This window comes from Streptomyces sp. WMMC940, assembly GCF_027460265.1.
Taxonomy (GTDB): domain Bacteria; phylum Actinomycetota; class Actinomycetes; order Streptomycetales; family Streptomycetaceae; genus Streptomyces.
Map to the genome: position 1 here is coordinate 5,021,498 of NZ_JAPZBC010000001.1, position 26,782 is coordinate 5,048,279.

General features: G+C 70.3%; 20 protein-coding genes and 2 tRNA genes. 13 read left to right on the top strand and 9 right to left on the bottom strand.

The window, feature by feature from the left end; all coding sequences use genetic code 11:
* Positions 1-77: 77 nt before the first annotated feature.
* On the bottom strand, positions 78-2,669 hold the full coding sequence (pepN, locus tag O7595_RS22065) for an aminopeptidase N (protein WP_269730371.1): 2,592 nt from the start codon (positions 2,667-2,669) through the stop codon (positions 78-80).
* 136 nt (positions 2,670-2,805) lie between these two features.
* Between pepN and O7595_RS22070 the strand changes: the two genes are divergently transcribed.
* A complete protein-coding gene (locus tag O7595_RS22070) occupies positions 2,806-3,438 on the top strand; it encodes a DsbA family oxidoreductase (protein WP_269730372.1) in 633 nt (210 codons plus the stop codon).
* A gap of 165 nt (positions 3,439-3,603) precedes the next feature.
* Here the strand turns inward: O7595_RS22070 and O7595_RS22075 are convergent, their stop codons facing one another.
* The 3 genes from O7595_RS22075 to O7595_RS22085 all read right to left on the bottom strand — a co-directional run bounded on the left by O7595_RS22075 (position 3,604) and on the right by O7595_RS22085 (position 7,640).
* Complete coding sequence (locus O7595_RS22075; RefSeq protein ID WP_269730373.1) at positions 3,604-4,248, bottom strand: superoxide dismutase; 645 nt, start codon at positions 4,246-4,248, stop codon at positions 3,604-3,606.
* Positions 4,249-4,649: 401 nt separating this feature from the next.
* Positions 4,650-6,134: an amino acid permease gene (locus O7595_RS22080; protein ID WP_269730374.1), complete on the bottom strand. Its 1,485-nt coding sequence runs from the start codon at positions 6,132-6,134 to the stop codon at positions 4,650-4,652.
* A gap of 111 nt (positions 6,135-6,245) precedes the next feature.
* Positions 6,246-7,640, bottom strand: coding sequence for an amino acid permease (locus O7595_RS22085; protein ID WP_269730375.1), 1,395 nt, complete (start codon positions 7,638-7,640; stop codon positions 6,246-6,248).
* 277 nt (positions 7,641-7,917) lie between these two features.
* On the opposite strand from O7595_RS22085, the gene O7595_RS22090 reads away from it, so the two are divergent.
* Positions 7,918-8,514, top strand: coding sequence for a biotin transporter BioY (locus O7595_RS22090; protein ID WP_269730376.1), 597 nt, complete (start codon positions 7,918-7,920; stop codon positions 8,512-8,514).
* A gap of 188 nt (positions 8,515-8,702) precedes the next feature.
* Here the strand turns inward: O7595_RS22090 and O7595_RS22095 are convergent, their stop codons facing one another.
* Positions 8,703-10,178 (bottom strand): right-handed parallel beta-helix repeat-containing protein, encoded by a 1,476-nt coding sequence (locus O7595_RS22095; RefSeq protein ID WP_269730377.1) that lies wholly within the window; start codon positions 10,176-10,178, stop codon positions 8,703-8,705.
* A 1,085-nt stretch (positions 10,179-11,263) separates the two neighbouring features.
* Between O7595_RS22095 and O7595_RS22100 the strand changes: the two genes are divergently transcribed.
* Together O7595_RS22100 and O7595_RS22105 are read left to right on the top strand one after the other, a co-directional pair.
* Positions 11,264-11,758 carry a ribose-5-phosphate isomerase gene (locus tag O7595_RS22100; RefSeq protein ID WP_269730378.1) on the top strand — a complete coding sequence of 165 codons (495 nt, stop codon included), beginning with the start codon at positions 11,264-11,266 and terminating at the stop codon, positions 11,756-11,758.
* A complete protein-coding gene (locus O7595_RS22105; RefSeq protein ID WP_269730379.1) occupies positions 11,758-12,576 on the top strand; it encodes an Fpg/Nei family DNA glycosylase in 819 nt (272 codons plus the stop codon). Before O7595_RS22100 ends, O7595_RS22105 begins: the two co-directional genes overlap by 1 nt.
* Positions 12,577-12,628: 52 nt before the next feature.
* On the opposite strand, the gene O7595_RS22110 is transcribed toward O7595_RS22105, so the two are convergent.
* Positions 12,629-13,858, bottom strand: a complete 1,230-nt coding sequence (locus O7595_RS22110) for a GNAT family N-acetyltransferase (RefSeq protein WP_269730380.1) — start codon at positions 13,856-13,858, stop codon at positions 12,629-12,631.
* Positions 13,859-13,964: 106 nt separating this feature from the next.
* Here O7595_RS22110 and O7595_RS22115 point away from each other — a divergent pair, with 106 nt between their 5' ends.
* Together O7595_RS22115 and O7595_RS22120 are read left to right on the top strand one after the other, a co-directional pair.
* Complete coding sequence (locus O7595_RS22115; protein WP_269730381.1) at positions 13,965-15,107, top strand: PP2C family protein-serine/threonine phosphatase; 1,143 nt, start codon at positions 13,965-13,967, stop codon at positions 15,105-15,107.
* A gap of 36 nt (positions 15,108-15,143) precedes the next feature.
* Positions 15,144-15,593: an HD domain-containing protein gene (locus O7595_RS22120; RefSeq protein ID WP_269730382.1), complete on the top strand. Its 450-nt coding sequence runs from the start codon at positions 15,144-15,146 to the stop codon at positions 15,591-15,593.
* Here O7595_RS22120 and O7595_RS22125 read toward each other — a convergent pair.
* A complete protein-coding gene (locus tag O7595_RS22125; protein ID WP_269730383.1) occupies positions 15,541-16,740 on the bottom strand; it encodes an acyltransferase family protein in 1,200 nt (399 codons plus the stop codon). The genes O7595_RS22120 and O7595_RS22125 overlap by 53 nt on opposite strands.
* Before the next feature lie 403 nt (positions 16,741-17,143).
* Here O7595_RS22125 and O7595_RS22130 point away from each other — a divergent pair, with 403 nt between their 5' ends.
* Positions 17,144-17,338, top strand: coding sequence for a hypothetical protein (locus O7595_RS22130; protein WP_269730384.1), 195 nt, complete (start codon positions 17,144-17,146; stop codon positions 17,336-17,338).
* 385 nt (positions 17,339-17,723) lie between these two features.
* Here the strand turns inward: O7595_RS22130 and O7595_RS22135 are convergent.
* Positions 17,724-17,797: transfer RNA gene (locus O7595_RS22135), tRNA-Gly, on the bottom strand.
* A 188-nt stretch (positions 17,798-17,985) separates the two neighbouring features.
* Between O7595_RS22135 and O7595_RS22140 the strand changes: the two genes are divergently transcribed.
* The 5 genes from O7595_RS22140 (at position 17,986) to clpX (ending at position 22,832) form a co-directional block, all read left to right on the top strand.
* Positions 17,986-18,062 (top strand) — tRNA-Pro (locus O7595_RS22140).
* 193 nt (positions 18,063-18,255) lie between these two features.
* Entirely contained in the window at positions 18,256-19,638 is a 1,383-nt protein-coding gene (tig, locus tag O7595_RS22145) for a trigger factor (RefSeq protein WP_269730385.1), read from the top strand.
* A 398-nt stretch (positions 19,639-20,036) separates the two neighbouring features.
* The gene (locus O7595_RS22150; protein ID WP_269732579.1) at positions 20,037-20,642 is read left to right on the top strand and encodes an ATP-dependent Clp protease proteolytic subunit; all 606 of its coding nucleotides are present in this window, start codon (positions 20,037-20,039) and stop codon (positions 20,640-20,642) included.
* Between the two features lie 85 nt (positions 20,643-20,727).
* Entirely contained in the window at positions 20,728-21,411 is a 684-nt protein-coding gene (locus tag O7595_RS22155; RefSeq protein ID WP_017944895.1) for an ATP-dependent Clp protease proteolytic subunit, read from the top strand.
* Positions 21,412-21,554: 143 nt separating this feature from the next.
* A complete protein-coding gene (gene clpX / locus O7595_RS22160; RefSeq protein ID WP_017944896.1) occupies positions 21,555-22,832 on the top strand; it encodes an ATP-dependent Clp protease ATP-binding subunit ClpX in 1,278 nt (425 codons plus the stop codon).
* Positions 22,833-22,912: 80 nt separating this feature from the next.
* Here the strand turns inward: clpX and O7595_RS22165 are convergent, their stop codons facing one another.
* Complete coding sequence (locus tag O7595_RS22165) at positions 22,913-23,917, bottom strand: hypothetical protein (protein ID WP_269730386.1); 1,005 nt, start codon at positions 23,915-23,917, stop codon at positions 22,913-22,915.
* 138 nt (positions 23,918-24,055) lie between these two features.
* Between O7595_RS22165 and O7595_RS22170 the strand changes: the two genes are divergently transcribed.
* Entirely contained in the window at positions 24,056-26,704 is a 2,649-nt protein-coding gene (locus O7595_RS22170) for a valine--tRNA ligase (RefSeq protein WP_269730387.1), read from the top strand.
* Positions 26,705-26,782: the final 78 nt, after the last annotated feature.

The window sequence follows — 26,782 nt, forward strand, 5'->3', positions numbered from 1 at the left end:
GAATGCCGATCAGTTCTGCCGATCGGGCGTCCCCGCCGGCTCCTGGGCCCGGCGGGGGGAGCCGGTGTCAGCGGCCGTCAGCGGCCGGCGGCCGCCGCGTCGCAGGACTGGGCCCGCAACGCGCGGGCGAGGTCGTCCCGGGACTCGAGCACCAGCCGGCGCAGCGCCGGGGGCGCGTCCGTGTGGGAGCCGAGCCACGCGTCAGTCGCCCGGAGTGTGGCCTCGTCGTCCTGGAGGTCGGGGAAGAGTCCGCGGACCACGTCCATGCCGATCTGGATCGACCGCTCCGCCCAGACCCGTTCGATCGCCGCGAAGTACTTCTCGGCGTACGGCGCGAGCAGTTCTCGCTGCGACGCCTGGGCGAAGCCCGAAATCGTCGCCTCCACCAGCGCGTTGGACAGCGCGTCCGACTCCACGACCTGCGCCCACGCCTGGTCCTTGACCGCGGCGGAGGGCCGCGCGGCCAGGCAGCGCACCTGGTGGCGCTTGCCGGACGCGGTGTCGTCGCGGGCCAGCTCGGCGGCGATCGCGGTCTCGTCGGCCACCCCGTGTGAGGCCAGCGGCTCCAGGAACGCCCAGCGCAGCTCCTGGTCCACGTCGAGTCCGTCGATCTCGGCGCTCCCCTCCAACAGGCCCTGGAGCAGCTGGAGATCCGCGTCCGTGGCGGCCACGGACGCGAAGAACCGTGCCCAGGTCAGCTGGTGCTGGCTGCCCGGCTCCGCGAGGCGCAGCTCCCGCAGCGCGCCCTCCGACAGCCGCCGGCCGCCCTCCTCTCGCCACTCGGGCGCCGCGTAGTGGACGAGGGCGGTGCGCGCCCAGGCGTGCACCATCTGCAGTACGCCGATGTCCGACTCCCGTCCGGCGAAGTCCAGGACGATCCCGGCGAAGTCCCGCGCGGGCATCAGGGCGTCCCGTGTCAGGTTCCACAGCGCCGACCAGCACACCGCCCGTGCCAGCGGGTCGGTGACCGAGCCGAGGTGGCCGCGCAGCGTCTCCAGGGAGCCCTCGTCGAACCGGACCTTGCAGTAGGTGAGGTCGTCGTCGTTGACGAGCACCAGCGCCGGACGTTCCCGGCCGGCCAGCTCCTCCACGACCGTCCTGGTCCCGGTGACGTCCACCTCGGCGCGGGCGTAACGCACCAGCTCGGCGCCCTCGTGCCGGTACAGGCCGACGGCCACCCGGTGCGGCCGCGCCGGGGACGGGGCGGCGGACGCGGTCCCGTCGTCCTGCACGACCGCCAGCTCGGTGATCCGGCCGCCCGCGTCACAGGTGAGCCGGGGCGTCAGCGTGTTGACCCCCGAGGTCTCCAGCCAGGAGCGCGACCACGCCTTCATGTCCCGGCCGGAGGTCTCCTCCAGCACCGACAGCAGGTCGTCGAGACGGGTGTTGCCGTAGGCGTGGCGCTTGAAGTAGCGCCGCGCGCCCTCCAGGAACGCGTCGGGTCCCACGTACGCCACGAGCTGCTTCAGGACCGAGGCGCCCTTGGCGTAGGTGATCCCGTCGAAGTTGAGCTTGGCGTCCTCCAGGTCGTGGATGTCCGCGGTGACGGGGTGCGTGGACGGCAGCTGGTCGGCCCGGTACGCCCACGCCTTGCGGTTGTTGGCGAACGTCACCCAGCCGTTGTCGAAGCGGGTCGCCTCGACCAGCGAGAACGCCCCCATGAAGTCGGCGAAGGACTCCTTCAGCCACAGGTCGTCCCACCACTGCATGGTGACCAGGTCGCCGAACCACATGTGCGCCATCTCGTGCAGGATGACGTTCGCCCGGCGCTCGAAGGACGCCTGCGTCACCTTGCCCCGGAAGACGAACTCCTCCCGGAAGGTCACACAGCCGGGGTTCTCCATCGCGCCGATGTTGTACTCGGGCACGAACGCCTGGTCGTACTTCCCGAAGGGGTACGGGTAGTCGAAGTGGTCGTGGAAGAAGTCCAGGCCCTGTTTGGTGACCAGGAAGATGTCGTCCGCGTCGAAGTGCTTGGCCAGCCCCTTGCGGCACATGGCGCCGAGCGGGATCTCCAACGTCCGCCCGTCGTCGAGGGTGCGGGTGTAGAGGTCGGACTCGTAGTGGTAGGGACCGGCGACGACGGCCGTGATGTAGGTGGAGATCGGCTTGGTCTCCGCGAACCGCCAGGTCCCGCCCTCGCGGGACTCCACCGCGCCGTTGCTCCAGACCGTCCAGTCCTCGGGCGCGGCCACCTCGAATCGGAACGGTGCCTTCAGGTCCGGCTGCTCGAAGTCGGCGAAGACCCGTCGGGCGTCGGCGGGCTCGTACTGCGTGTACAGATAGACCTCGCCGTCCTCCGGATCGACGAACCGGTGCATCCCCTCGCCGGTCCGGCTGTACGCGCACTGCGCGTCCACCACCAGGACGTTCTCGGCCTGCAGGCCGCCCAGGGCGATCCTGGAGCCGTCGAAGACCTCGGCCGGGTCGAGCTCGCGGCCGTTGAGCGTCACCGCGTTCACCGAAGGGGCGACGAGGTCGGCGAAGGTGCTGTCGCCCGCGCCGGTGCGCCGGAACCTGATCGTGGTGACCGAGCGGAACGTCCGCGGCTGTGCCTCCTCGCCCACCGCGGTCGCGGACCGCAGGTCGAGGAAGACCTCGTACCCGTCGACCGACAGCAGCTCGGCCCGGGTGCGGGCCTCGTCGCGGGACAGATTCTCTCCGGGCACGTCCACTCCTTCGTGTCTCGTTCGGACAGGACCGATCCTCGCACGCGCTCGTGACCGGGGGCATCGGGGAATGCGGTCGGCGAGCGCCGGTGTTCAGTCCCCGGAGCGCGCGCCCATCACGAGTACGAGGAGTGACATGTCCGACGACAGGACCCCCGCCGACTTCTGGTTCGACCCGCTGTGCCCCTGGGCCTGGATGACCTCCCGCTGGATGCTCGAGGTGGAGAAGGTACGGCCGGTGGAGGTGCGCTGGCACGTCATGAGCCTGGCGGTGCTCAACGAGGACCGGCTGGACGAGCTTCCCGAGGAGTACCGGGAGGCGATGCGGAACGCCTGGGGTCCCGTGCGCGTCGTGATCGCCGCCCAGCAGAAGTTCGGCGACGAGGTCGTCGGCCCCCTCTACACCGCCCTCGGCACCCGGATCCACAACGAGGGCCGCGGGATCACGCCCGAGGTGGTCCTGGAGGCACTGGAGGCCGTCGGCCTCCCGGCCGTGCTCGCGGACTACGCCGGTTCGGACGCCTACGACGCCGAGCTGCGCGCCTCCCACGAAGAGGGCATCTCCAAGGTCGGCCAGGACGTCGGCACGCCCGTGATCGCGGTGCCCGGGTCGGACGGCGAGCAGATCGCGTTCTTCGGCCCGGTCGTCACGCCGGCGCCCAAGGGCGAGGAGGCGGCCAGGCTGTGGGACGGCACGCTGATGGTGGCGTCGATCCCGGGCTTCTACGAGATCAAGCGCACCCGGACGAAGGGTCCCGACTTCTCCTGACGCGCCCGCCGCCCGGCCGGAAACGGAAGGACCCCCGCGAGTCACTCCCCAGAGCCCTGCCCGGGAGGTGCCCCATTCGCGGGGGTCCTTCTTCTTTCCGCCTGCCGGTGAAGGTTGAGAAGACGATCACGAGCAGGACGACCTACGGCCGTGACGGGGCCCGGGTCACGGGGTGATCAGCGGGGTGCGGTCCTTGGCCTCGGCGTAGCGCTTCGCCACGTCCTGCCAGTTGACGACGCCCCACATGGCGTCGATGAAGTCCACCTTCTGGTTCTTGTACTGCAGATAGAAGGCGTGCTCCCAGGCGTCGAAGACCAGGATCGGCACCGAGCCCTGGCCGACGTTGCCCTGGTGGTCGTAGACCTGCTCGACGATCAGCCGGCCGCTGACCGGCTCGTAGGCGAGCACGCCCCAGCCCGAGCCCTGGGTGGTCGCGGCGGCCTTCGACAGCTGGGTGCGGAACTTGGCGAAGGAGCCGAAGGAGTCGGTGATCGCATCCGCCAGCTCGCCGACGCCGTCCGCGGCGAGCGGCTCGCCGCCGCCGCCCTCCTTGGGCGCGGTCATGTTGTGCCAGTAGATGCTGTGCAGGATGTGGCCGGAGAGGTGGAACGCGAGGTTCTTCTCCAGGCCGTTGATCGAGCCCCAGGCTTCCTTGTCGCGCGCCTCGGCCAGCTGCTCGAGGGTGTCGTTGGCGCCCTTGACGTAGGCGGCGTGGTGCTTGTCGTGGTGCAACTCGATGATCTCCGGGTTGATCACCGGCTCCAGCGCCGCGTAGTCGTACGGGAGTTCAGGAAGCGTGTACATGGCCATGTCCGAGCCCTCCGACTGCTTATTGCAACATGTTCGCAACTGCAGGCTAGCAGCAAGAGGGGTCGGAACCTGATCAGCCCTTCGACCTGGTGCGCGTCGGGCGTCGTGGCGGGGCGAACGTTCCCTGATGTGGCACCGGCGCCGGGCGCCGCAGGGGATCGCGGCCAGGCCGGAGAAGTCGGTGACGACGGCGTCGACACCGAGGGCGAAGTGCCGTGCCGTACTCCGCGAAGGCGTCGCCGAAGGCCACCGGATCGTTTCCCGGCGCACGTCCGCCGTACGCGCCCGCGGTCGCCCTCCCCCTTCGCACGCGCCAGGACCCCCGGCCCTTCCGGGCCGGGGGTCCTGGGCGCGAACGGCTCGCGCCGGCACCTGCCTTGCGGTCCTGCCGGGCTGACGCCCTACTTCTTGGCGGCCTCCGCGGCGGGCACCGCGTCCCGCTCGGCGGTCCCGGCGGCGGCGCCGCTCCCGCTCGTCGCGCCGATCTCGTGCTCGGCCCTGCGCCTGCGCTGGACCACCGCGCCGGAGGCGGCAAGCACCAGCGTCATCAGACCGGTCGCCATCAGCTGGTCACGGGTGTCGGGCTGGCGCAGCATCAGGACGAAGATGGCGAGCATGCCCGCGATGGCGACCCAGGTCAGCACCGGGAACAGCCACATCCGCACCACGAGCTTCTCGGGGGCGTCGCGCTCCGTGCGGCGCCGCAGCACCAGCTGGGAGACCGCGATGAACAGCCAGACGACGAGGATGACCGCGCCGATCATGTTCAGCAGCCACGGGAAGACGTCGTCCGGACGCCAGTAGCTGAGCAGCACGCACAGGAAGCCGAAGACGGAGGAGACCAGCACCGCGATCCTCGGCACCCCGCCCGAGACGCGGCCGATCGCCTTCGGGCCCTGGCCCCGCGCGACCAGGGAGTACGCCATGCGGGAGGCGCCGTAGATGTTGGCGTTCATCGCGGACAGCAGCGCCACCAGCACGACGATCTGCATCACGAGACCGGCGCCGGGGATGTCCAGGTGGTTCAGCGCGGTGACGTACGGGCCCTTGTCGGGGTTGGCGACGTCCGGGTCGTCCCACGGCACCAGCGTGACGATGACCGCCATGGAGCCGATGTAGAAGAGCGCGATGCGCCACATCGCGGTGCGCACGGCCCGGGCGACACCCTGGACCGGATGCTCGGACTCGGCCGCCGCGATGGTCACCGTCTCCAGGCCGCCGTACGCGAAGACCGACGCGAGCAGACCGATGACCAGCCCCTCCGCCCCGTGCGGCAGGAACCCCCCGTCGCCCGTGAGGTTGGCGGTGCCGGGCGCTTCCGTCCCGGGCAGCACACCGAGGATGGCCAGGCCGCCGAGGACCAGGAAGAGAGTGATCGCGCCGACCTTGAGCGCGGCGAACCAGAACTCGAACTCGCCGAAGTTGCGCACCGCCGCCAGGTTGGTGCCGCAGAACACCAGCATGAACAGCGCGACCCAGGCCCACTCCGGGGTACCGGGCAGCCAGCCGCTGACGATCTTCGCCGCGCCGATGCCCTCCAGGCCGACCGCGACGGACAGCAGCACCCAGAACGACCAGCCCGCGGTGAAGCCCGCCCAGGGGCCCAGGGCCCGCTCGGCGTGCACGGAGAAGGAGCCGGAGGCCGGGTTCGCCGCGGACATCTCGCCGAGCATGCGCATCACCAGCATGACGAGCAGGCCGGACGCGGCGTAGGCGATGACGATGGACGGGCCGGCGGCGGCGATACCGGCACCGGAGCCGACGAAGAGGCCGGCGCCGATCACACCGCCGAGGGCGATCATCGACAGATGGCGCTGCTTGAGGCCGTGGGCGAGCGACGAGCCGGCTTGGGTGCCGGCGGGTGCGGGCGCCGAGGTCCGAGACATGGGCGTGCCTGTTCATGAGCGGATGGGGAGTGGCCCACAGTCTGGGGCGCGTACCGCTCACCGAGCATCGATGACCGCTATACGGACAGGATGCTCACACATTGTGAAGAACTAGGCACGCTTCGCCCGCATGTCGCGCAACTCCCGGAGTCCCGCCGCCAGCAGCACCAGCGCCGTCGCCGCGGCCGACCACAGCACCTGGGGCCGGGCGGCCCCGTCTCCGAGCATCAGCACGAGCACGGCCACGATCCCGGCGAGCGCCACCCAGGTCAGCCACGGGAAGCACCACATCCGCAACGTCAGCTTCTCCGGGGCCTCGCGCTCGATCCGGCGGCGCAGCCGCAGCTCCGACACGGCGATCAGGCCCCATACGAACAGCAGCACCGCGCCGACCGCGTTCAGCATGTAGAGGAACACGGTGTCCGGCCACTTCAGATTGAGCAGGACCGACACGAAACCGAACGCGACGGACGCGAACACCGCCCGGCGCGGCACCCCGCCGCCGGAGACCCTGAGCAGCCCCGCCGGCGCCTCGCCCCGCTCGGCCAGCGAGAACACCATCCGCGACGAGCCGTAGAGATTGGCGTTGAGGGCGGACAGCAGCGCCACGAACACCACGACGTTCATGATCTGCCCGGCCCCCGGCACCCCGACCGCGTCCAGGACCGCGACGTACGGGCTCTGCCCGGGCTGCATCGCCGTCCACGGCAGCACGGTCACGATGACCAGCATCGAGCCGACGTAGAAGAGGAGGATGCGCCACACCGCGCTGCGCACCGCGCGTCCGACCGCCCGCGCCGGATCGTCGGACTCCGCCGCCGCGATCGTCACGACCTCCAGCCCGCCGAAGGCGAAGACCACGGCGAGGACCCCGGCGACGACGCCCGCCCACCCGTTGGGCAGCAGGCCGCCTTCCCCGGTGAGATTCGCCAGGCCCACCGGCTGCGTGTCCGGCAGCAGGCCGAAGACCGCCAGGGAGCCGAGGACCAGGAACAGCACGATCGCGCCGACCTTGAGCGCCGCGAACCAGAACTCGAACTCGCCGAAGTTCTTCACGGCCGCCAGATTGGCCACAGTGAAGACCACCATGAAGATCAGTACCCAGGTCCACTGCGGCACGCCCGGCACCCAGCCGTTGGCGATCGTCGCCGCGCCGGTCGCCTCCACGGCGAGCACGACCACGAGCAGGAACCAGTAGAGCCAGCCGACCGTGAATCCCGCCCAGCGGCCGAGGGCCCGCTCGGCGTGCACGGAGAACGCGCCGGACGCGGGCATCGCCGCGGACATCTCGCCGAGCATCCGCATCACCAGCATGGCCAGCGCGCCGGCGAGGAGGTACGAGACCACGATGCCGGGGCCGGCGAGCGCGATGCCCGCACCGGAACCGACGAACAGCCCCGCCCCGATCACCCCGCCCAGTCCGAGCATCGTCAGATGGCGCTGCTTCAGCCCGTGGGAGAGGGGTTCGGCCTCGGCGACCAGTGGGCGGGGCGGTGCTTCGTGCATGTGCTGGGGACTCTCGGCTGCGCTGGGTTTTGGCAAGAACCTACAGTCTTCCCGAGCGTCGCCCGCTTCACCAAAACGGCGTCGCTGGTCCACCACCTCAGTGACGAGCATCACGCGCCTCCGGCGCTTGCCTTCCTCCTTTTGTGTGAACTCCACCATGCGGCCTCCTCGGCCTTTGTCATCGGCCGACGGTGATCGATCGTTCACCGCTGGGCTAACGTCGCCATGTCCACAACCACGTCATCACCCACTACGCGCCCTCGCACCCGGAGTACCGATGAGCACTGCTGCCGCTTCCGCCCCCCGCCCGGGGCTGGTCCTCGCCGATCTGCTGCCCGCCTCGCGCGCCAAGTCCGCGGTGGACGCGGCCCTGGTCGTCGGCGGCGCCGCGCTCACCGGTGTCGCCGCGCAGATCTCCGTCGCCGTGCCGGGCTCCCCGGTCCCGGTCACGGGCCAGACCTTCGCCGCCCTGCTCGTCGGCACCGCGCTCGGCGCGCGCCGCGGTTTCCTCTCGCTCGCCCTGTACGCCCTCGCCGGAATGGCGGGCATGCCGTGGTTCGCCGAGGCGTCCTCCGGCTGGACCATGCCGTCCCTCGGCTACATCCTCGGCATGCTGGTCGCCGCCACCGCGGTCGGTGCCCTCGCCCGGCGTGGCGCGGACCGCTCCGTCCTGCGCACCGCGGGCGCGATGGTGCTCGGCTCCGCGATCATCTACGCGGTCGGCGTGCCCTACCTGGCGCTCGCCACCGGAATGACGCTGCCCCAGGCCGTGGCGGCCGGCCTCACCCCGTTCCTGATCGGCGACGCGCTCAAGGCCGCGCTCGCGATGGGCGCGCTGCCCGCCGCCTGGAAGTTCGTCGGCCGCCGGGGCTGATGCCGTGGTTCCACCGGATGCGGTCTCGCCGGGGCGTGAGTCCAGGACCGGCCCGAGGGGCCGGGACGTGGAAGTACACCCCGGCGGGCGTTTCCTGCGTCCCCTCGATCCGGGTCCTGGGGTGTATGGGTCCGCCCCCGGCTGGGGGCCGGGGGCGGGTGGTGGGCTGTCTCGGGTGTGAGGGTGTGTCAGCCGAAGCAGCTGGGGACGGGATTCGGGCTGCCGGTGCAGTTGGTGGGGACGTTGTCGATGATGCGGACCTTGCCGTTGGCGGTGACGATGCCGCTGTTGTGGATGCCGCCGGCGGGCGCGTCGGACAGGTTCTTCTTCACCGTGGTGTCGGTGAGGTTGACGGTGGTGCCGTCCTCGACGAAAAGACCGCCGCCTCGCCTACCGTCGCCAGGGGCCTGATTGCCGGCGATCTTCGTGCCGCGGATCGCGACCTCCGAGCCGGCCTCCCCGGTCGCGATGCCGCCGCCGTCCCCGTCGACAGCGGTGTTGCCGGTGATCTCACTGTCCTCGATCACGGCGTCGTCGTCGAGGATGATGCCTCCACCGTTCTCATCGCCGATCACGGCGTTGCCTTTGATGACGCTGTTGCGTACGTGGAGCCCGCCGTTCTCGTGGTCGATGCCTCCACCGTTGCCGTCGTCGACGTTGTTGCTGATGGTGGTCCTGTCGATCTCTGTCAGACCTGCCTGGTTCTCCACGCCGGAGCCGAAGTTGTGGCTGATCAGGCTGTTACCGATCTTGGTGGTCCCGCCGTCGTTCGAGACGGTTCCGTCGCCCTCGGCAGTGTTGCCGGTGATCTTGGTGTCGGTGATCTGCAGCTTGCCCGAGGCGTTGAAGATGGCGCTGCCGAACTCTGCGGAGTTGCGGGTGAGGACGCTGTTGCGGAGGGTGGTGATGCCCGCGTTGAAGACGGCGCCGCCGTTGTCGAGGCCGATGTCCGCCACGGAGTTGTCGGTGAACGTGACACCGTCGGTGTCGAGTCGTCCTGCGGCGTTGACGTTGATGGCTCCGCCGTCGCCGTCCGGCTTGCCGCGGGTGAGGGTGAGGCCGCGGAGTCTGAGGTCGCCGCCGGCTGAGACCTGGAAGATGCGGAACTGGTCGGCGTTGGCGGCGCGGGCGATGGTGGCGCCGTTGCCGTGGATGGTGATGGGCTGGACGATTCGGGGCAGGCCGTTGCCGTCCTGGTTGGCGGTCAGGGTGTAGGTGCAGTCCTTGGCCAGGTGGAGGGTGCCGCCGGTGTTCTCGTTGAGCTCGACGAGTTCCGCGATCAACTTGTTCGGGTCGCATGCGACGGACTGCTTGTCGAGCCTCTCGCTTCCCGTGTCCTCGGCGTCCCTCTTGTCGTGCTCCTCGCCGTCCTCGTTGCTCCCCTTGTCGCGGTGCCCGCGCTCGCCCTTGTCCCCCCTGTCGTCGCGGTCATGGTCCTTGGAGTGGTCCTGGTCGTCCTCGGGCATGCCGTCGCGGACGGGGGCCGTGGCGGGCTTCGCGTCGGAGGCCCCGGCGTCCGGCGTGCCTCCATGGATCGTGGCACTCGTCACGGTGATGACACCGGCCGCGGCGAGAACCGCGACCTTCCAGTGACGGCTCAGCGCCTCACTCATCGAACGATGCAGGGCGCCCGTCCCCGCTCTCGTGTCCTCTGCCTCAGACATCCGATGTCGCTCTCCCTTTGTGTGACGAACCATCACGTACCTGCCCGCAAGGGGTGAAGTGCGGCCCATCGAACCATGAGAAAAGGCGTAAATCAGACAATATGACTCTTATGGGAGTGTCGGCCCGGCCTGTTGCTTCCAGCCCGTCCCCGGCTGGTCGTACCCCTTCATCGCCGCCCGGACCCGAGCCGCACCTTCTCGTGCCGGTTCCCGGGGTGCCGTCCGGTTCGGGCTCCCGTCGACGCGGCGGGGGTGACCGCCGCCACCTGTGCCACTCGGTGGAAGACGTCCACGAGGGGTGGTGGCGTCCGGGCGATCCGGGCATCCTCGTCGTCCGCGATGCCGGCTGCGACGCCCCGCGCCCGGCCCACGGCTGTTCTGCGTCCCGATGAGCTCCCGCCGACGTGCTCGGACGGCTGTGCTTGCGGCGGGGGATGCGCCGCCCCGCTCCGTGCGTGACCGCACTCTCGCAGGGTGGCCGGATTCCTGGGTAAGGCCCGGAGTTCCTCCTGGCCAGGCTGGGGTGCCGGGGGTGATTGCGGCGGCCGCGGTGCAGGCCGCCGAACGGCGAGGGCCGGCCGCCACGGCCGGGGCCGGATCCCCCTTGTCTGCGGCGCCGCTCCACCCGGATCGGCCGGCATGGTGAACTCCACCTCATCAAGGGCACGTTGATCCGTCTCGGAGTCGACCACCCGTCCGGTGACGCCACCCCGGTGCAGGTGTGTCCGAGGTCCCTGACCCGGTGAGCACCTTCGTCGTTCGTGGTACGGACCCCGGCGACGAGTGGTTCGGCGGGTCGGGGCCCCGGCCGGGCCGCTGGATCCGGCGAGGGATCCGGCGAGTTCCTCGCGCAGCCGCAGCCGCAGCCGCAGCCGCAGCCGCAGCCGGGACGTCACGCGTGCCAGGGCGGACCGGCGGCGTCGGGCACGCGAGAACCGTTGAACCGTAGGTAAGCACGACCTGCCTGCGGATCGTGATGACGGGCACGCCGCTGCGTCACTCTCCGTGGCTGGTCGGTCATCCGACAGTGCCGTCGCCGGACCCCGCTGACGGCTGCCGCGCCTCGCGCGTGCCACACTCGGACCATGCGCGTGTACCTCGGCTCCGACCATGCCGGCTTCGAACTCAAGAACCACCTCGTCGAGTGGCTCAGGGCCCACGGCCACGAGCCCGTCGACTGCGGCCCCCACATCTACGACGCCCAGGACGACTACCCGCCGTTCTGCCTGCGCGCCGCCGAGCGGACTGTCGCCGACCCCGGCAGCCTCGGCATCGTGATCGGCGGCTCCGGCAACGGCGAGCAGATCGCCGCGAACAAGGTCAGGGGCGTCCGGGCCGCGCTGGCCTGGAGCGTGCAGACCGCCGCCCTTGGGCGTGAGCACAACAACGCCAACGTCGTCGCGGTCGGTGCCAGGATGCACACGACCGACGAAGCCACCACCTTCGTCGAGGTCTTCCTCAAGACCCCGTACTCGGGCGAGGAGCGTCACACCCGCCGCATCGAGATGCTCGAGCGGTACGAGGCCACCGGCGAGCTCCCCCCGATCCCGGCCCACCACCCCCAGGAGCCGACCGCCTGATGCCCGAAGGGCACACCATCCATCGACTGGCCGCCGACTACCGGGAACGGTTCGGCGGCCGGTCCGTGCGGGTCACCAGCCCGCAGGGCAAGTTCGCCGACTCCGCGGCGCTGCTCGACGGCACCGCCCTGGAGCGCACCGAGGCCCACGGCAAGCACCTCTTCCTCGGCTTCGGCGGCTCCGACGGCGGTGAGTGGATCCACATCCACCTCGGCCTGTTCGGCAAGGTGGACTTCGGCGACGCGCCCGCGCCGCCGCCCACCGACACCGTGCGCCTGCGGCTCGCGAACGCCGGGTCGTACGTCGATCTGCGGGGCCCCACGGCCTGCGCCCTGATCACGGACTGCGAGAAGGCCGCGATACACGCGCGGCTGGGCCCCGACCCGCTCCGGCCCGACGACGGTCCCGAGCGAGCCTGGGCGAGGATCTCCCGCTCCCGCACGACGATCGCCGCCCTGCTCATGGACCAGAACGTCGTCGCGGGCGTCGGCAACGTCTACCGCGCGGAAGTGCTCTTCCGGCACGGCATCGATCCGTACCGCGCGGGCAGGGATCTCACCGAGCGGGAATGGCACGCCCTCTGGGGGGACCTGGTCGGCCTGATGCGCGAGGGCGTACGGAACAACCGCATCGACACCGTCCGTCCGGAGCACATGCCGGAGGCGATGGGCCGGCCGCCGCGCGTCGACGACCACGGCGGCGAGGTCTACGTCTACCGCCGGGCACAGCTGCCCTGCCACATCTGTGGCGGCGAGATCCGCACCGCCGGTCTCGCCGCCCGCAATCTCTTCTGGTGCCCCGGCTGCCAGCCCGCCTAGTGCCACATCGCCGCGGTCGACCGGGAGGGTCCCGACGTCCCTGGCATCGGACCTAGAAGCCGTGCGGCAGCCACGGCGCCACGTCGGACGCGAAGGCCGTCGATGCCTCCGCCAGCGCGCCACCGCGCAGTTCGCGCACCCGGCCCGCCCCCGCCAGCGACGAAAGCGTCACCCCGCCCAGATAGGCGGCGCCCAACTCCCGCACGTTCAGGGACAGATCGGCCGGGCCTGCCGTACGCTCGCACGACGCCCCCTTGGCGTCCCCCGAGAGGCGCCAACGGCCCCCGTTCCAGGGGCAGAACGCGTCCTCGACCTCGAGGACCACGTCCACCGGCGTCCGGTACGTCCGCGCCTCCAGTGCCGCGCCCACGTCGACCAGCCGCGCGTGCAGCGAGTCCCGCACCCGGACACCGCAGCGCCGGACGTCCGAGACGAGATGCAGCAGCGGGTCGTCCACCGGCCGGTTTCGCGCCCGGATCCGCGACGTCAGGTCGACGCCGAAGAGGAAGCGCCACAGCGCCGCGTACGCAGCCGGGTCCAGCGCGTCGATGTCCCGCAGCAGGAGCGAGCCGTTCGGCCCCGAGGCGTCCCACTCAGGCTTGTTGTGGAAGCGGACGTAGCCCACGACCTCGCCGTCCCGTTCGGCGAGGACGCACTGCATCGCCGAGGCGCCCTCGCGTTGGGCGGGCGGGTCGAGCAGCGGAAGCCGCTCCCAGCCAGGGGTGCGCGCGAGCATCCCGGGCCGTGAGCCGAGCGTGCTCCGGTACAGCGCCTCGCACGCCTCCGCCGACTCCGCGGCGGGGGCGAACCGCAGCCGCACGTCGTCCGTCCCGGGCGGCGCGGTGATCCGCGCACGCACGGTGTCGATCTCCAGATTCAGCTGGTGGGTCGCGATGCCGTATCCGAACCGGCCGTAGATCTCCGGCTCGGAAGCCGTCAGCAGGGCCAGTGGCTCACCCAGCGCACGGACGTCGTCGAGCTGGCGCCGCATCATCGACGTGAGCACCCCGCGTCGCCGGTGGGTGGCGGCCACACTCACCATCGTGACCCCGGCGGCGGGAACGAACGCGCCGCCCGGGACCGACACCCGGAAGGAGAACGCCCCGGCCGTGCCGACCCAGTCTCCGCCGTCCAGTACGCCGAGCGAACGCTCGCACTCCGTGAGTTCGTTCCAGAGCTCGCGTTCCGACGGGGACTCCGGGACGCCGCCGAAGGCGAGCTCCAGCTTCCCGTACCACCGGTCCCACTCCTCGCGACGGAGTACCCGCAGTTCAGTCGTCATGCGCCATGCCTACCAGGGCACCGCGTCCGGTCGCGACCCGATTTCGAACGCAATGTCATGGGGTCCCCCTCCACGCCGGACGAGGGTGTGGATAGGGTCGCCGACGATGGCACGTGGCGCTGCGGACTCGTACACGGCCCGGATGCGCAAAGCGACGCACCGGGCCCGCACGACGCTGCGCAGGTCCGGGGTCGACTACTTCCGCGGCGACGGCTCCGACTGGATCGCGCTGGCCGGGCTCCTGCTGACCGTCCCGGCGATCGCCTGGGGAACCATCCTCATGCCGGTCTGGTGCACGCCGGCCGCCCTCGTCCTGCCGATCGTCGCGGGCGGACTGCTGCTGCGGCCCGCGAGCCTGCTCGGGCTCTACGCGGCCGCGGCCCTGGCGCTGATCGTCGAGTCACTCGTACTCGGCCCCTACACGGAAGGGCCGGCCCGGGTCACCCCGGGGACGGTGCTGGTGGTGGCGGCCTGCGGACTCTTCGGTCTGCTCATCGCCCAGTTCCGCGCCCGCGTCGGGGTGCCCTGGCGGCGGGGCGGCACGATGCTCTTCGACCTGCGCGAACGGATCCGGGTACAGAGCGCCCTGCCGCGCCTGCCGCAGGGCTGGCACCGCGAGATGGCCCTCCGCCCGGCCGGCGGCCAGTCGTTCTCCGGGGACTTCGTCGTCGCCGCCCGCACCAACGGCGGCCGCACCCTCGAAGTCGTCCTCACCGACGTCTCCGGCAAGGGCATGGACGCCGCGTCGCGCGCCCTGCTGCTGTCCGGCGCCTTCGGCGGGCTCCTCGGTTCCCTCCCACCGCACGGCTTCCTCCCCGCCGCCAACGGCTATCTCCTGCGCCAGGACTGGGACGAGGGCTTCGCGACCTCCGTCCACCTCGTGCTCGACCTGGACTCCGGTGACTACGAACTGCTCTCCGCCGGCCATCTGCCCGCACTCCAGCTCCACGCGGGCACCGGCCGCTGGGAGGAGCAGGCAGCGGAGGGCCCGCTGCTCGGAGTGTACGAGGGCGCCCAGTTCGACCCGGTCAAGGGCACTCTGCGCCCCGGCGACGTGCTGATGCTCTTCACCGACGGCCTCGTCGAGGCGAACGACCGGGACATCGCCGAGGGCATGGACCGGCTCACCGGCGAGGCCGACCGCTATGTGGCGACGGGTTTCGAGGGGGCCGCCTGGCACCTCATCGAGGCCGTGGCGAAGGACGTCAACGACGACCGGGCCCTGCTGCTGATCCGCCGGGAACCGTGACCCCGCGGCCGGCGGGGCGCCCGTAGAGTCGGGCGCATGCCCAATCTCACGCTCGACCAGGTCGAGGCGATCGCCCGGGACGCCCATGCGCACCAGACCGACAAGGCAGGACGGCCCTACACCGAGCACATCCGGGCGGTGGCGGAGGGAGTGAGGACGCGGGGCGGCACCGACGAGCAGATCGCCGCCGCCTGGCTGCACGACGCGATCGAGGACGACGCGCTGTCGCGCGAATGGCTGGCCGCGGCGGAACTCCCGCAACAGGTCAAGGACTTGGTGGACGCCATGACCAAGCGCCCGGGGGAGGACGCCGAGTCGTACGCCCGGCGCATCCTCGCCACACCGGGCGCCCGACTCGTCAAGGAGGCCGACCTCGCCCACAACGCCGATCCGGACCGGCTCGCCCTGCTCGACGAACCGACCCGGGCCCGGCTCAGCGCGAAGTACGCGGCGATGAGGCGGCTGCTCGGCCTGACAGCCGGGTGACGTCCCGCCGGAACGCCCACGACAGTTCGGGCTCGGTCGCGAACCGCAGCGCACGCCGCACCGGCGGGGTGCAGAACAGCGTCACCGCCGCGGCCGTGGCGAGCGTGACCGCGACCGCCCCGGCCGGCTCCGCCAGCCACGGGTACTGCGCCACCAGCCCCAGGTAGTCCAGGGACTTCACCAGGAAGCCGTGGAGCAGGTAGCCGCAGATGGTGCCCGCGCCCAGCACGGTGAACCACGTCCTGCGACGCGGTACCCAGGCGAGGAAGGCGGCCGTCAGCAGCAGCGCGCAGCCGAACAGCCCGAAGGTCATCAGCGGCCCCGCCCACCACGGCGCGTCCAGCTCCTCGGCGCTGGTGGAGCGGTAGAACCAGCCCATCCGCACGTCCGGCGCCACCCAGTAGGTGAACACCGCCGCGGCCGCGACCACCGGGAGCGCCAGCAGCCGCACCTCCCGGCGCCGCAGCATCTGGAAGTGCTCCGGCCGCATCGACAGACCCAGCACGAAGAAGGGCAGGAACTGCAGGATGCGCTGGAGGTCGAGGTCCTGGCCGATGCCCGGGGTGAGTGAGCCGAGCGACGCGATGACCAGGGCCACCGCCAGCGGATACTTGATCGAACGCCACAGCGGCGTCGACAGCCGCCACACGAAGAGCGCGATCAGGAACCACGTGAGGTACAGCGGGTCGGTCAGGCTGAAGGGGTACTGGGGGTCGTCGTCCGCCCACCGCTTGAAGAGGGTGTAGGCGACCTCGAAGACGAAGAACGGCACCACGACACCGCTGACCAGCCGCTTCAGCTGGTCGGGGCGGGCCTGGAAACTCCGCGAGAAGTAGCCGGAGATGATGATGAACGCCGGCATGTGGAAGGTGTAGACGAACATGTACGCCGCCCTGGTGGCGCGGCTGCCGTCCATCACCGGCTCCCAGGCGTGCGCCACCGCCACCAGCACGATGGCGAGGTACTTGGCGTTGTCGAAGTAGGCGTCGCGTCTCTTGACCGGCGCCGCCTGAGCCTCCTGCGCCACCGGAGCCGGTGGGGCGGGCGGTGTCGCTTCGGCCGTCGCTGTCCTCCCGGGGAGGGGCTCCGGCTCACGGTGGGCGTCGGGGACGCGGTCCCTCTGCAATCCATTCGGAGCGTGGAACATTCGAGGCACCTTAACCGGGTCCAATGGAATTCGTAAAACCCACCGGGAAGATCTCCTGTATTCGTCACCGACACGACCATCAAACGTCCGATATGCCCCAATTAATCCTGCTTAAACGGGGTGAAACGTCGCAGCCCAAGGCATCGGTGAATTTCCTCACCGGTATTGTCCGAATTTCCTGTGACCCGCATGTGTGCATTTCGCACCGCCCGGGTAGCGGTAAGCGGTGACGCGCCGCCGCCCATCCGTCGGCGCATCGTGATGTGATCTGATCCATGTGCCGATGGTCCATCAGGCGGTCACCGCCGCCCGGCTGTTGGTGGCACGATGGTGGGGCGGGGGTGTGTGCGGGGCCGTATGCCCCCCGGTGGGCAAGGCGGACCGACCGAGGGTGTGATCAGTTGTGGCCATTTCACTGTCTGTGGTGCTGCTGTTGGCGATCATCCTCGTGGTGATGATCCGTGGCGGTTCGATCAAGGCCGGGCCCGCGATAGTCGCGGCGCTCTTCGGCTTCTTCCTCGCCTCGACCGGTATTGCGCCGTCGATCAACAACTTTCTGAACTCGCTCGCGGATTCGATCAACGCGATCAGATTCTGAACGCATCTCACTCGTCTTCTTCCGTCGATCGCCCCCGGCTCCGCACCGGGCCCGGACGACGGTCGGGGGCGGTGCGGAGCCGGGGGCGTACTCGCGGAGCACGTCAGGGTGCCGGGAACGCGTCGGGGTCGGACCGGAAGACATCTTCCGGTCCGGCCCGAGTCGAGTGGAGCGGGCGACGGAAGCCCACGCCCGGACCCCGCGTCCGGCCCGCGGAGCTAGCCGCTGGAGGACTTCCTCGGCGGCCTGCGGCGGCGGAAATCCGGCTCGCGTGCGAGAGCCGCGGCTGAACGGGCGCGCGAGGAACGCGCGGACCCGGCCAGGGGCCGGGAGACGCCTCAGGGCCAGGCCGAGGATTCCTCCTCCGACCTGGCCCTGAGCCATCTGGAGCGGGCGACGGGAATCGAACCCGCGTAGCTAGTTTGGAAGACTAGGGCTCTACCATTGAGCTACGCCCGCAAGCGCCGCGCCGCAGGTCGTGGTGGCCGCGGCACGAAGAGCATCGTAGCGGGTCCCCGGCGTCCGTCGCACACCCATTGCCCGCGGCCGTGCCCCCGCCGCCCCGAACGGCACCGTGCGCCCCGGGAACCCGCGGGAAAAGGGGGCTGACCACCGCCTGGGGGCATGTACCCTACGTGTCGCACCGACGGGGTGTGGCGCAGCTTGGTAGCGCGTCCGCTTTGGGAGCGGAAGGCCGTGGGTTCAAATCCCGCCACCCCGACCAACATCGCGATCACGCCTGGGCCAAGATCGCATTGTGGGGCTGATCCCGCTTGCGGTTACTATGCAATCTGTGTGCCCGTGTGTCTGACCGAGCGTCCGAAGCGCCGGGCCCGATCCGCTGCGCCGCCGCCGGACGACACTCCGTGGTGGGCCCAGCAGAACCCCAGAATTCAGCCATCAAGGAGACCGAAACCGTGAAGAGCGCCGTGGAGACCCTGAACCCGACCCGGGTTCGGCTCACTGTCGAGGTGCCCTTCGAGGAGCTCAAGGACAGCCTCGACGCGGCGTACAAGAAGATCAACCAGCAGGTCACGGTCAAGGGCTTCCGCAAGGGCAAGGTCCCGGCGCGCGTCATCGACCAGCGGTTCGGCCGCGGCGCGGTGCTGGAGGAGGCCGTCAACGACGCGCTCCCGAAGTTCTACACCGAGGCGGTCAACGAGGCGGAGATCAACCCGCTCGGCCAGCCCGAGGTCGACATCACCGAGCTGAAGGACGGCGAGACGCTGAACTTCACCGCCGAGGTCGACGTCCGCCCGGCCATCGAGATCCCGGACTTCTCCGGCATCGAGGTCGAGGTCGACGCCGTCGAGGTCTCCGACGAGGACGTCGAGAAGTCCGTCGACCAGCTGCGTACCCGCTTCGCCTCCACCTCCCCGGTCGAGCGCGCCGCCGCCGACGGTGACGTCGTGACGATCGACCTCGAGGCCAAGGTCGACGGTGAGGTCCTCGCGGACGGCGTCGCCGACGGCGTGCAGTACACGATCGGATCCGGAGAGCTCCTCGACGGCATCGACGAGGCCGTGACCGGCCTGGAGGCCGGCGGCGAGGCCACCTTCGCCTCGCAGCTGAAGGGCGGCTCCGCCGAGGGCAAGGACGCCGAGATCACCGTCAAGGTGACCCAGGTCGCCGCGCGCGAGCTCCCCGAGCTGGACGACGAGTTCGCCCAGATGGCCAGCGAGTTCGACACCCTCGAGGAGCTGAAGGCCGACAGCCGCAAGCGCCTGGAGAACATGAAGCAGTACGACCAGGCCACCCAGGCCCAGGAGCGCGTGCTCGAGAAGCTCCTGGAGCTGGTCGAGGTCCCGGTCCCCGAGAAGCTCCTCGAGGACGAGATCCGCACCCGCAAGCACAACCTGGAGCACCACCAGCTCGGCCAGATGGGACTCGACCTCGCCAAGTACCTGGAAATCCAGGGCAAGACCGAGGAGGAGTTCGACGCCGAGACCAAGGAGCAGGCGGTCAAGGGCATCAAGACCCAGTTCGTCCTCGACGAGCTGGTCTCCAGGGAGAAGCTCAACGTCAGCCAGGAGGAGCTCACCGAGCACCTCATGCGCCGCGCCGCCTCCTCCGGCATGTCCCCGGACCAGTTCGCCCAGGCCGTCGTCGAGGGCGGCCAGGTGCCGATGCTCGTGGGCGAGGTCGCCCGCGGCAAGGCTCTCGCCACCGTCGTCGAGGCCTCGACGGTCAAGGACACCAACGGCGAGGTCGTCGACATGAGCGACGACGAGGACGAGGTCGAGGAGGCCACCGAGGTCGCCGCCGCGGCCACCGGTGACGAGGAGAAGTCCGGGGCCTGAGCCTGGACTCCCGCCGGGACACGGGCGCGCCGAGCCGCGCCGCCCGCCCCTGGCGCCGATCCGTACGACGGGCCCGGAGCCGCGCACGCGCGCGCCCGGGCCCGTCGCCGTCCCCGGCAGCGCCACAGCCACCCTCGGGGAGGCGCGGGGACGAGCAGGCGCGGACCGTGCCGGCCGCACACCCGCGGGGCGTATTCATACCGGCGCGCGCCCCCTAGCTTGCGCTGCCAGCGAACAGTTCGGGAACCGGGATGGCGCCCGCCCACCAGCGCGTTAGGGTCCATGAATACGAGGGCAGGGGACTACCCGCCCGCGGGGATCGCCCCGCCCCCAGGTTCCAAGACGCTGAGACGGCCGCAGCCGTCAGAGACGAGCAGGTGGATTACGTGACGATTCTGATGCCTAACGCCGCCGGTGAGCCGTCCATCGGTGGAGGCCTCGGCGACCAGGTCTACAGCCGGCTGCTCGGCGAGCGCATCATCTTCCTGGGTCAGCAGGTGGACGACGACATCGCCAACAAGATCACGGCCCAGCTCCTTCTCCTGGCCGCCGATCCGGAGAAGGACATCTACCTCTACATCAACAGCCCCGGTGGCTCGGTGACGGCCGGCATGGCCATCTACGACACCATGCAGTACATCCCGAACGACGTCGTCACCATCGGCATGGGCATGGCCGCCTCCATGGGCCAGTTCCTGCTCACCGGCGGCACCGCCGGCAAGCGCTTCGCCCTGCCGCACACCGACATCCTGATGCACCAGGGCTCGGCCGGCATCGGCGGCACGGCCTCGGACATCAAGATCCAGGCCGAGTACCTGCTGCGCACCAAGCAGCGCATGGCCGAGATCACCGCCCGCCACTCCGGCCAGACCGTCGAGACGATCATCCGCGACGGCGACCGCGACCGCTGGTTCACGGCCGAGGAGGCCAAGGACTACGGGCTCATCGACGAGATCATCTCCGCCGCTTCGGGCGTTCCCGGCGGCGGCGGCACCGGCGCCTGAGTCCGGCCGCCGGGGGCCCGTGCCCCCGGCCCCGGGCCGCGCCCCGGCCGCCCCCCGAAGCCCCAGCCCACCGAACGCCACCAGGATGGTGAACACGACCATGAACCAGTTCCCCGCAGCCTCCGCGAGCGGCCTCTACACCGGCCCGCAGGTGGACAACCGCTATGTCGTCCCCCGCTTCGTCGAGCGCACCTCCCAGGGCGTGCGCGAGTACGACCCGTACGCGAAGCTCTTCGAGGAGCGCGTGATCTTCCTCGGGGTCCAGATCGACGACGCCTCCGCCAACGACGTCATGGCGCAGCTGCTGTGCCTGGAGTCCATGGACCCGGACCGCGACATCTCCATCTACATCAACAGCCCCGGTGGCTCCTTCACCGCGCTGACCGCCATCTACGACACGATGCAGTTCGTGAAGCCGGACATCCAGACGGTCTGCATGGGCCAGGCGGCGTCCGCCGCGGCCGTGCTGCTGGCCGCCGGCACCCCCGGCAAGCGGATGGCCCTGCCGCACGCCCGTGTGCTGATCCACCAGCCGTCGTCGCAGACGGGCCGCGAGCAGCTCTCGGACCTGGAGATCGCGGCCAACGAGATCCTGCGCATGCGCGAGCAGCTCGAGGAGATGCTGGCCAAGCACTCCTCCACGCCGATCGAGAAGGTGCGCGAGGACATCGAGCGCGACAAGATCCTCACGGCCGAGGACGCGCTCGCGTACGGCCTGGTCGACCAGATCGTGTCGACCCGCAAGAGCGCGGCCGCAGCGGCCGCCTGACGCCGAACCTGCCCTTGGCGCGGTACACGTCAATGTGAACCGCGCCAAGGGGGGCCCGAACCGGGGGCCCGGCAAGGTACCGTCGGATATGAGGCACCAGGAGCCGCTGAACCAAGCGCTCCCAGGCGAAGGGGAAGCACCTCGTGGCACGCATCGGTGATGGCGGCGACCTGCTCAAGTGCTCGTTCTGCGGAAAGAGCCAGAAGCAGGTGAAGAAGCTCATCGCAGGCCCCGGGGTGTACATCTGCGACGAGTGCATCGACCTCTGCAACGAGATCATCGAGGAGGAGCTCGCCGAGACCTCCGAGGTGCGGTGGGAGGAACTCCCCAAGCCCCGCGAGATCTACGAGTTCCTCGAGGGTTACGTCGTCGGGCAGGAGCCCGCGAAGAAGGCCCTCTCGGTCGCGGTGTACAACCACTACAAGCGCGTCCAGGCCGGCGAGAACGGTCAGGGCCGGGACGACGCCATCGAACTCGCGAAGTCCAACATCCTGCTGCTGGGTCCCACGGGCTCGGGCAAGACGCTGCTCGCCCAGACCCTGGCGCGGATGCTCAACGTCCCGTTCGCCATCGCCGACGCCACGGCGCTGACGGAGGCCGGGTACGTGGGCGAGGACGTCGAGAACATCCTGCTGAAGCTGATCCAGGCGGCCGACTACGACGTCAAGAAGGCCGAGACCGGGATCATCTACATCGACGAGATCGACAAGGTCGCCCGTAAGAGCGAAAACCCGTCGATCACCCGGGACGTGTCGGGCGAGGGCGTCCAGCAGGCCCTGCTGAAGATCCTGGAGGGCACGACGGCCTCCGTACCGCCGCAGGGTGGACGGAAGCACCCGCACCAGGAGTTCATCCAGATCGACACGACGAACGTGCTGTTCATCGTGGGCGGCGCCTTCGCCGGCCTGGAGAAGATCATCGAGTCCCGCGCCGGTGCGAAGGGCATCGGCTTCGGTGCCACGATCCGCTCCAAGCGCGAGATCGACGCCAGCGACCAGTTCCAGGAGGTCATGCCCGAGGACCTGGTGAAGTTCGGGATGATCCCCGAGTTCATCGGCCGTCTCCCGGTCATCACCTCGGTCCACAACCTGGACCGCGAGGCCCTGCTGAAGATCCTGGTCGAGCCGCGCAACGCGCTGGTGAAGCAGTACCAGCGCCTCTTCGAACTCGACGGCGTGGAGCTGGACTTCGACCGCCCGGCCCTCGAGGCCATCGCCGACCAGGCCATCCTCCGCGGCACGGGCGCGCGCGGACTGCGCGCCATCATGGAGGAGGTCCTGATGTCGGTGATGTACGAGGTGCCGTCCCGCAAGGACGTCGCCCGCGTCGTGATCACCGCGGACGTCGTCCACAACAACGTCAACCCGACGCTGGTGCCGCGGATCGTGAAGAACGACGGCCGCCACGAGAAGTCGGCGTAGCCGACACGCACACACGAAGGGCGCCTGCCCGGTTCCTCCGAACCGGGCAGGCGCCCTTGTGCGTTGCCCGTTGCAGGGGATCAGACCTTGCTGCGGGAGCCGTTGTACAGCTTCGCGGTGAGGTCGGCGACCTCGTTCTGCGGCACGGCCTTGCCCCCGGCGCCCAGGATCTGCGACAGATCGATGACGTTCACGCCGGCGATCGTGCTGAAGTCCGCCCACGCGCACATGGGCACCTCGAACGTCTTGGCGCCGACGCCCGCCGACGACGTGTCGCCGGTGGGGGTGAGCCTGGCGGTCCGGCACTTCATGAGGGCGCCTTCGAACCCCGCCGGTTCCACGGCGGAGGGTTCGCCGACGAACTCGACCTTCACGTCGTCGGATCCGTCCTCGTCACCCTCCTCCAGCTTCTTGAACCAGCCGTCCAGGGCCTTCTCCGGGTCGTCGATCTCGCCCCAGAGACCGGTCAGGCTCATCGCCTTGCCCTTCATCGGCTGGCCGGGGTCACCGGCCTTGTAGCTGGCGCCCGCCTGCTGGGCGTCCTTGATGCCGAGGAGCGTCTCGGCCTCCGCCTTCTCCTTCGCGGAGAGCTTCTCCGGGCTGTCCTTGTCCTTCTTGAACTCGCCGACCGACGCCGCCGGCGTCAGCTTGTAGCCCTTGGTGTCGGCCGCGACGTCCGAACCGCCCGCGCCCGACGTGAACCACCAAACACCTCCCGCGATCACCGCGAGTGCCACGACGACACCACCGATGACCAGGCCGTTCTTCTTGCCGCCCGGCTGGGACGGCGGCGGGGGCGGGTAGGCGCCGGGGCCCGCGCCGTACGGGGGATGACCTCCTGGGCCCTGCGGCCCCGGAGGTGCCCCCAGGGGCGGCTGGCCGTACGGCCCGGGCTGCGGGGCCTGGGGGTAGCCGTAGCCGGGCTGCTGCGGGGGGACACCCTGCGGAGTCTGCTGGGGGTAGCCGTACCCGGGCTGCGGGGCTCCCCCCGGGCCCTGCGGCGGCTGGCCGTAAGGACCCGGCTGGCCGTACGGGCCGGGCTGCGGGGGCTGACCGCCGTACGGGCCCGGCTGGTTGTAGCTCATTTCTGGGTTCCCCTCCAGATGCTCAATGCGTTCCGAACATCCTGGCGGAATCCCACCGGCCCCATGGCACCGGGACCCACACCGTTACCGAACATTCCCGTTTCAGAACGGGACCGTGACACCTCTAAACTGTGGCCCGTGACCGAGAACACTCAGCAGCAGCCAGCCAGCCCCCCCGAACTGCCGACCCAGTACGCGCCGGCCGAGGTAGAGGGGAAGCTGTACGAGCGCTGGGTAGAGCGCGGTTACTTCGAGGCGGACGCGAAGAGCGACAAGCCTCCGTACACCATCGTCATCCCACCGCCGAACGTCACGGGCAGCCTCCACCTGGGCCACGCCTTCGAGCACACGCTGATCGACGCCCTCACCCGCCGCAAGCGCATGCAGGGCTTCGAGACGCTGTGGCAGCCCGGCATGGACCACGCCGGCATCGCCACGCAGAACGTCGTCGAGCGCGAGCTCGCCAAGGAGGGCAAGTCCCGGCACGACCTCGGCCGCGAGGCGTTCGTCGAGCGCGTCTGGCAGTGGAAGGGCGAGTCCGGCGGGCAGATCTCCGGCCAGATGAGGCGCCTCGGCGACGGCGTCGCCTGGTCCCGTGAGCGCTTCACCATGGACGAGGGGCTGTCCCGGGCCGTCCAGACCATCTTCAAGCGGCTCCACGACGACGAGCTGGTCTACCGCGCCGAGCGCATCATCAACTGGTGCCCCCGCTGTCTGACGGCCATCTCCGACATCGAGGTGGAGTACCAGGACGACGACGGCGAGCTGGTCTCGATCCGGTACGGCGAGGGCGACGAGTCCATCGTCGTCGCGACCACCCGCGCCGAGACGATGCTCGGGGACACCGCCGTCGCGGTCCACCCCGAGGACGAGCGCTACAGGCACCTCGTCGGCCGCGAGATCGAACTGCCGCTCACCGGCCGCCGCATCCCCGTCGTCGCCGACGAGCACGTCGACCCGGAGTTCGGCACCGGCGCGGTCAAGGTGACGCCCGCCCACGACCCGAACGACTTCGAGATCGGCCGGCGCCACGACCTGCCGAACCTCGCGGTCATGGACGAGCGCGCGGTCATCACCGCACACGGACCCTTCCAGGGCCTGGACCGCCTGGAGGCCCGCTCCGCCATCGTCGGCGCACTGCGCGCCGAGGGCCGGATCGTCGCGGAGAAGCGCCCGTACGTCCACTCCGTCGGCCACTGCTCGCGCTGCAAGACCACCATCGAGCCGCGGCTGTCCATGCAGTGGTGGGTCAAGGTCGGCCCGCTGGCGAAGGCCGCCGGGGACGCCGTCCGCGACGGCAGGGTCAGGATCCACCCGCAGGAGATGGAGAAGCGGTACTTCGACTGGGTCGACAACCTCCACGACTGGTGCATCTCGCGCCAGCTGTGGTGGGGCCACCGCATCCCGGTCTGGTACGGCCCGGACGGCGAGGTCGTCTGTGTCGGCCCCGACGAGGAGCCCCCGTCCGGCGAGGGCTGGCACCAGGAGACCGACGTCCTCGACACCTGGTTCTCCTCCGGCCTGTGGCCCTTCTCCACGCTGGGCTGGCCGGAGCGGACCGAGAGCCTCGCGAAGTTCTACCCGAACTCCGTCCTGGTCACCGGCTACGACATCCTCTTCTTCTGGGTCGCCCGGATGATGATGTTCGGCCTCTACGCGATGGACGGCACCCCGCCGTTCCACACCATCGCCCTGCACGGCATGGTCCGCGACCAGTTCGGCAAGAAGATGTCGAAGTCCTTCGGCAACGCGGTCAACCCGCTGGACTGGATGGACAAGTACGGCTCCGACGCGCTGCGTTTCACGCTGGCGCGCGGCGCCAACCCCGGTGTCGACGTCCCGATCGGCGAGGACTGGGTCCAGGGCTCGCGCAACTTCGCCAACAAGATCTGGAACGCGACCCGTTTCGCGCTGATGAACGGCGCCACGGTCGAGGGCCCGATGCCGGCGTCCGAGCAGATGTCGGCGACGGACCGCTGGATCCTCTCGCGGTTGAACTCGGTGGTCGCAGAGGTCGACGCGTACTACGAGGACTACCAGTTCGCGAAGCTGTCGGACACCCTCTTCCACTTCGCCTGGGACGAGGTCTTCGACTGGTACGTCGAGCTCTCCAAGACCACGTTCATGGGCGGCGGCGAGCCCGCGAAGGTCTCCGCCCGCGTTCTGGGCGAGGTCCTCGACGTGACGCTGCGCCTGCTGCACCCGGTGGTGCCGTTCGTCACCGAGACGCTGTGGACGACGCTCACGGGCGGCGAGTCGGTCGTCGTCGCCGACTGGCCCGGGGCCGTGTCCGTTCCCGGCGCCGAGGCCCCGGGCGGCTTCCGCGACGTCGCCGCCGAGCGGGAGATCGAGCTCGTCCAGCGCGTCGTCACCGAGGTCCGCCGGTTCCGCTCCGACCAGGGTCTGCAGCCCGGCCAGAAGGTCCCGGCCCGGCTGGCGCTCGACGGCACCGCACTCGCCCCGCACGAGGGCGCGATCCGGCAGCTGCTCCGGCTGCAGCCGGAGGGCGACTCCTTCCACGCCACGGCCACGCTCCCGGTCGCGGGCGCCGAGGTCGCGCTGGACCTGTCCGGCGTGATCGACGTGGACGCGGAGCGCAAACGCCTCGCCAAGGACCTCGCCGCCGCCGAGAAGGAGAAGGCGCAGGCCACCGCGAAGCTCGGCAACGAGGCGTTCCTCGCCAAGGCGCCGGACAACGTCGTGGACAAGATCCGCGGCCGGCTGGCCAAGGCCGAGGACGACATCGAGCGCATCGGAGCCCAGCTGGCGAACCTGCCGCAGGGCTGAACCGCCGAAACGCACGAGGCCCCCGGCGTCAGCCGGACCGTACCCGGAATCGGGGGCCTCGGCGTCGGGGCCCACACC

Coding starts and splice junctions, on each gene's coding strand:
- O7595_RS22070 (WP_269730372.1), top strand. CDS start 2,806: ATGTCCGACGACAGGACCCCCGCCGACTTCTGGTTCGACCCGCTGTGC.
- O7595_RS22075 (WP_269730373.1), bottom strand. CDS start 4,248: ATGGCCATGTACACGCTTCCTGAACTCCCGTACGACTACGCGGCGCTG.
- O7595_RS22080 (WP_269730374.1), bottom strand. CDS start 6,134: ATGTCTCGGACCTCGGCGCCCGCACCCGCCGGCACCCAAGCCGGCTCG.
- O7595_RS22085 (WP_269730375.1), bottom strand. CDS start 7,640: ATGCACGAAGCACCGCCCCGCCCACTGGTCGCCGAGGCCGAACCCCTC.
- O7595_RS22090 (WP_269730376.1), top strand. CDS start 7,918: ATGAGCACTGCTGCCGCTTCCGCCCCCCGCCCGGGGCTGGTCCTCGCC.
- O7595_RS22095 (WP_269730377.1), bottom strand. CDS start 10,178: ATGTCTGAGGCAGAGGACACGAGAGCGGGGACGGGCGCCCTGCATCGT.
- O7595_RS22100 (WP_269730378.1), top strand. CDS start 11,264: ATGCGCGTGTACCTCGGCTCCGACCATGCCGGCTTCGAACTCAAGAAC.
- O7595_RS22105 (WP_269730379.1), top strand. CDS start 11,758: ATGCCCGAAGGGCACACCATCCATCGACTGGCCGCCGACTACCGGGAA.
- O7595_RS22110 (WP_269730380.1), bottom strand. CDS start 13,858: ATGACGACTGAACTGCGGGTACTCCGTCGCGAGGAGTGGGACCGGTGG.
- O7595_RS22115 (WP_269730381.1), top strand. CDS start 13,965: ATGGCACGTGGCGCTGCGGACTCGTACACGGCCCGGATGCGCAAAGCG.
- O7595_RS22120 (WP_269730382.1), top strand. CDS start 15,144: ATGCCCAATCTCACGCTCGACCAGGTCGAGGCGATCGCCCGGGACGCC.
- O7595_RS22125 (WP_269730383.1), bottom strand. CDS start 16,740: ATGTTCCACGCTCCGAATGGATTGCAGAGGGACCGCGTCCCCGACGCC.
- O7595_RS22150 (WP_269732579.1), top strand. CDS start 20,037: ATGCCTAACGCCGCCGGTGAGCCGTCCATCGGTGGAGGCCTCGGCGAC.
- O7595_RS22155 (WP_017944895.1), top strand. CDS start 20,728: ATGGTGAACACGACCATGAACCAGTTCCCCGCAGCCTCCGCGAGCGGC.
- O7595_RS22165 (WP_269730386.1), bottom strand. CDS start 23,917: ATGAGCTACAACCAGCCGGGCCCGTACGGCGGTCAGCCCCCGCAGCCC.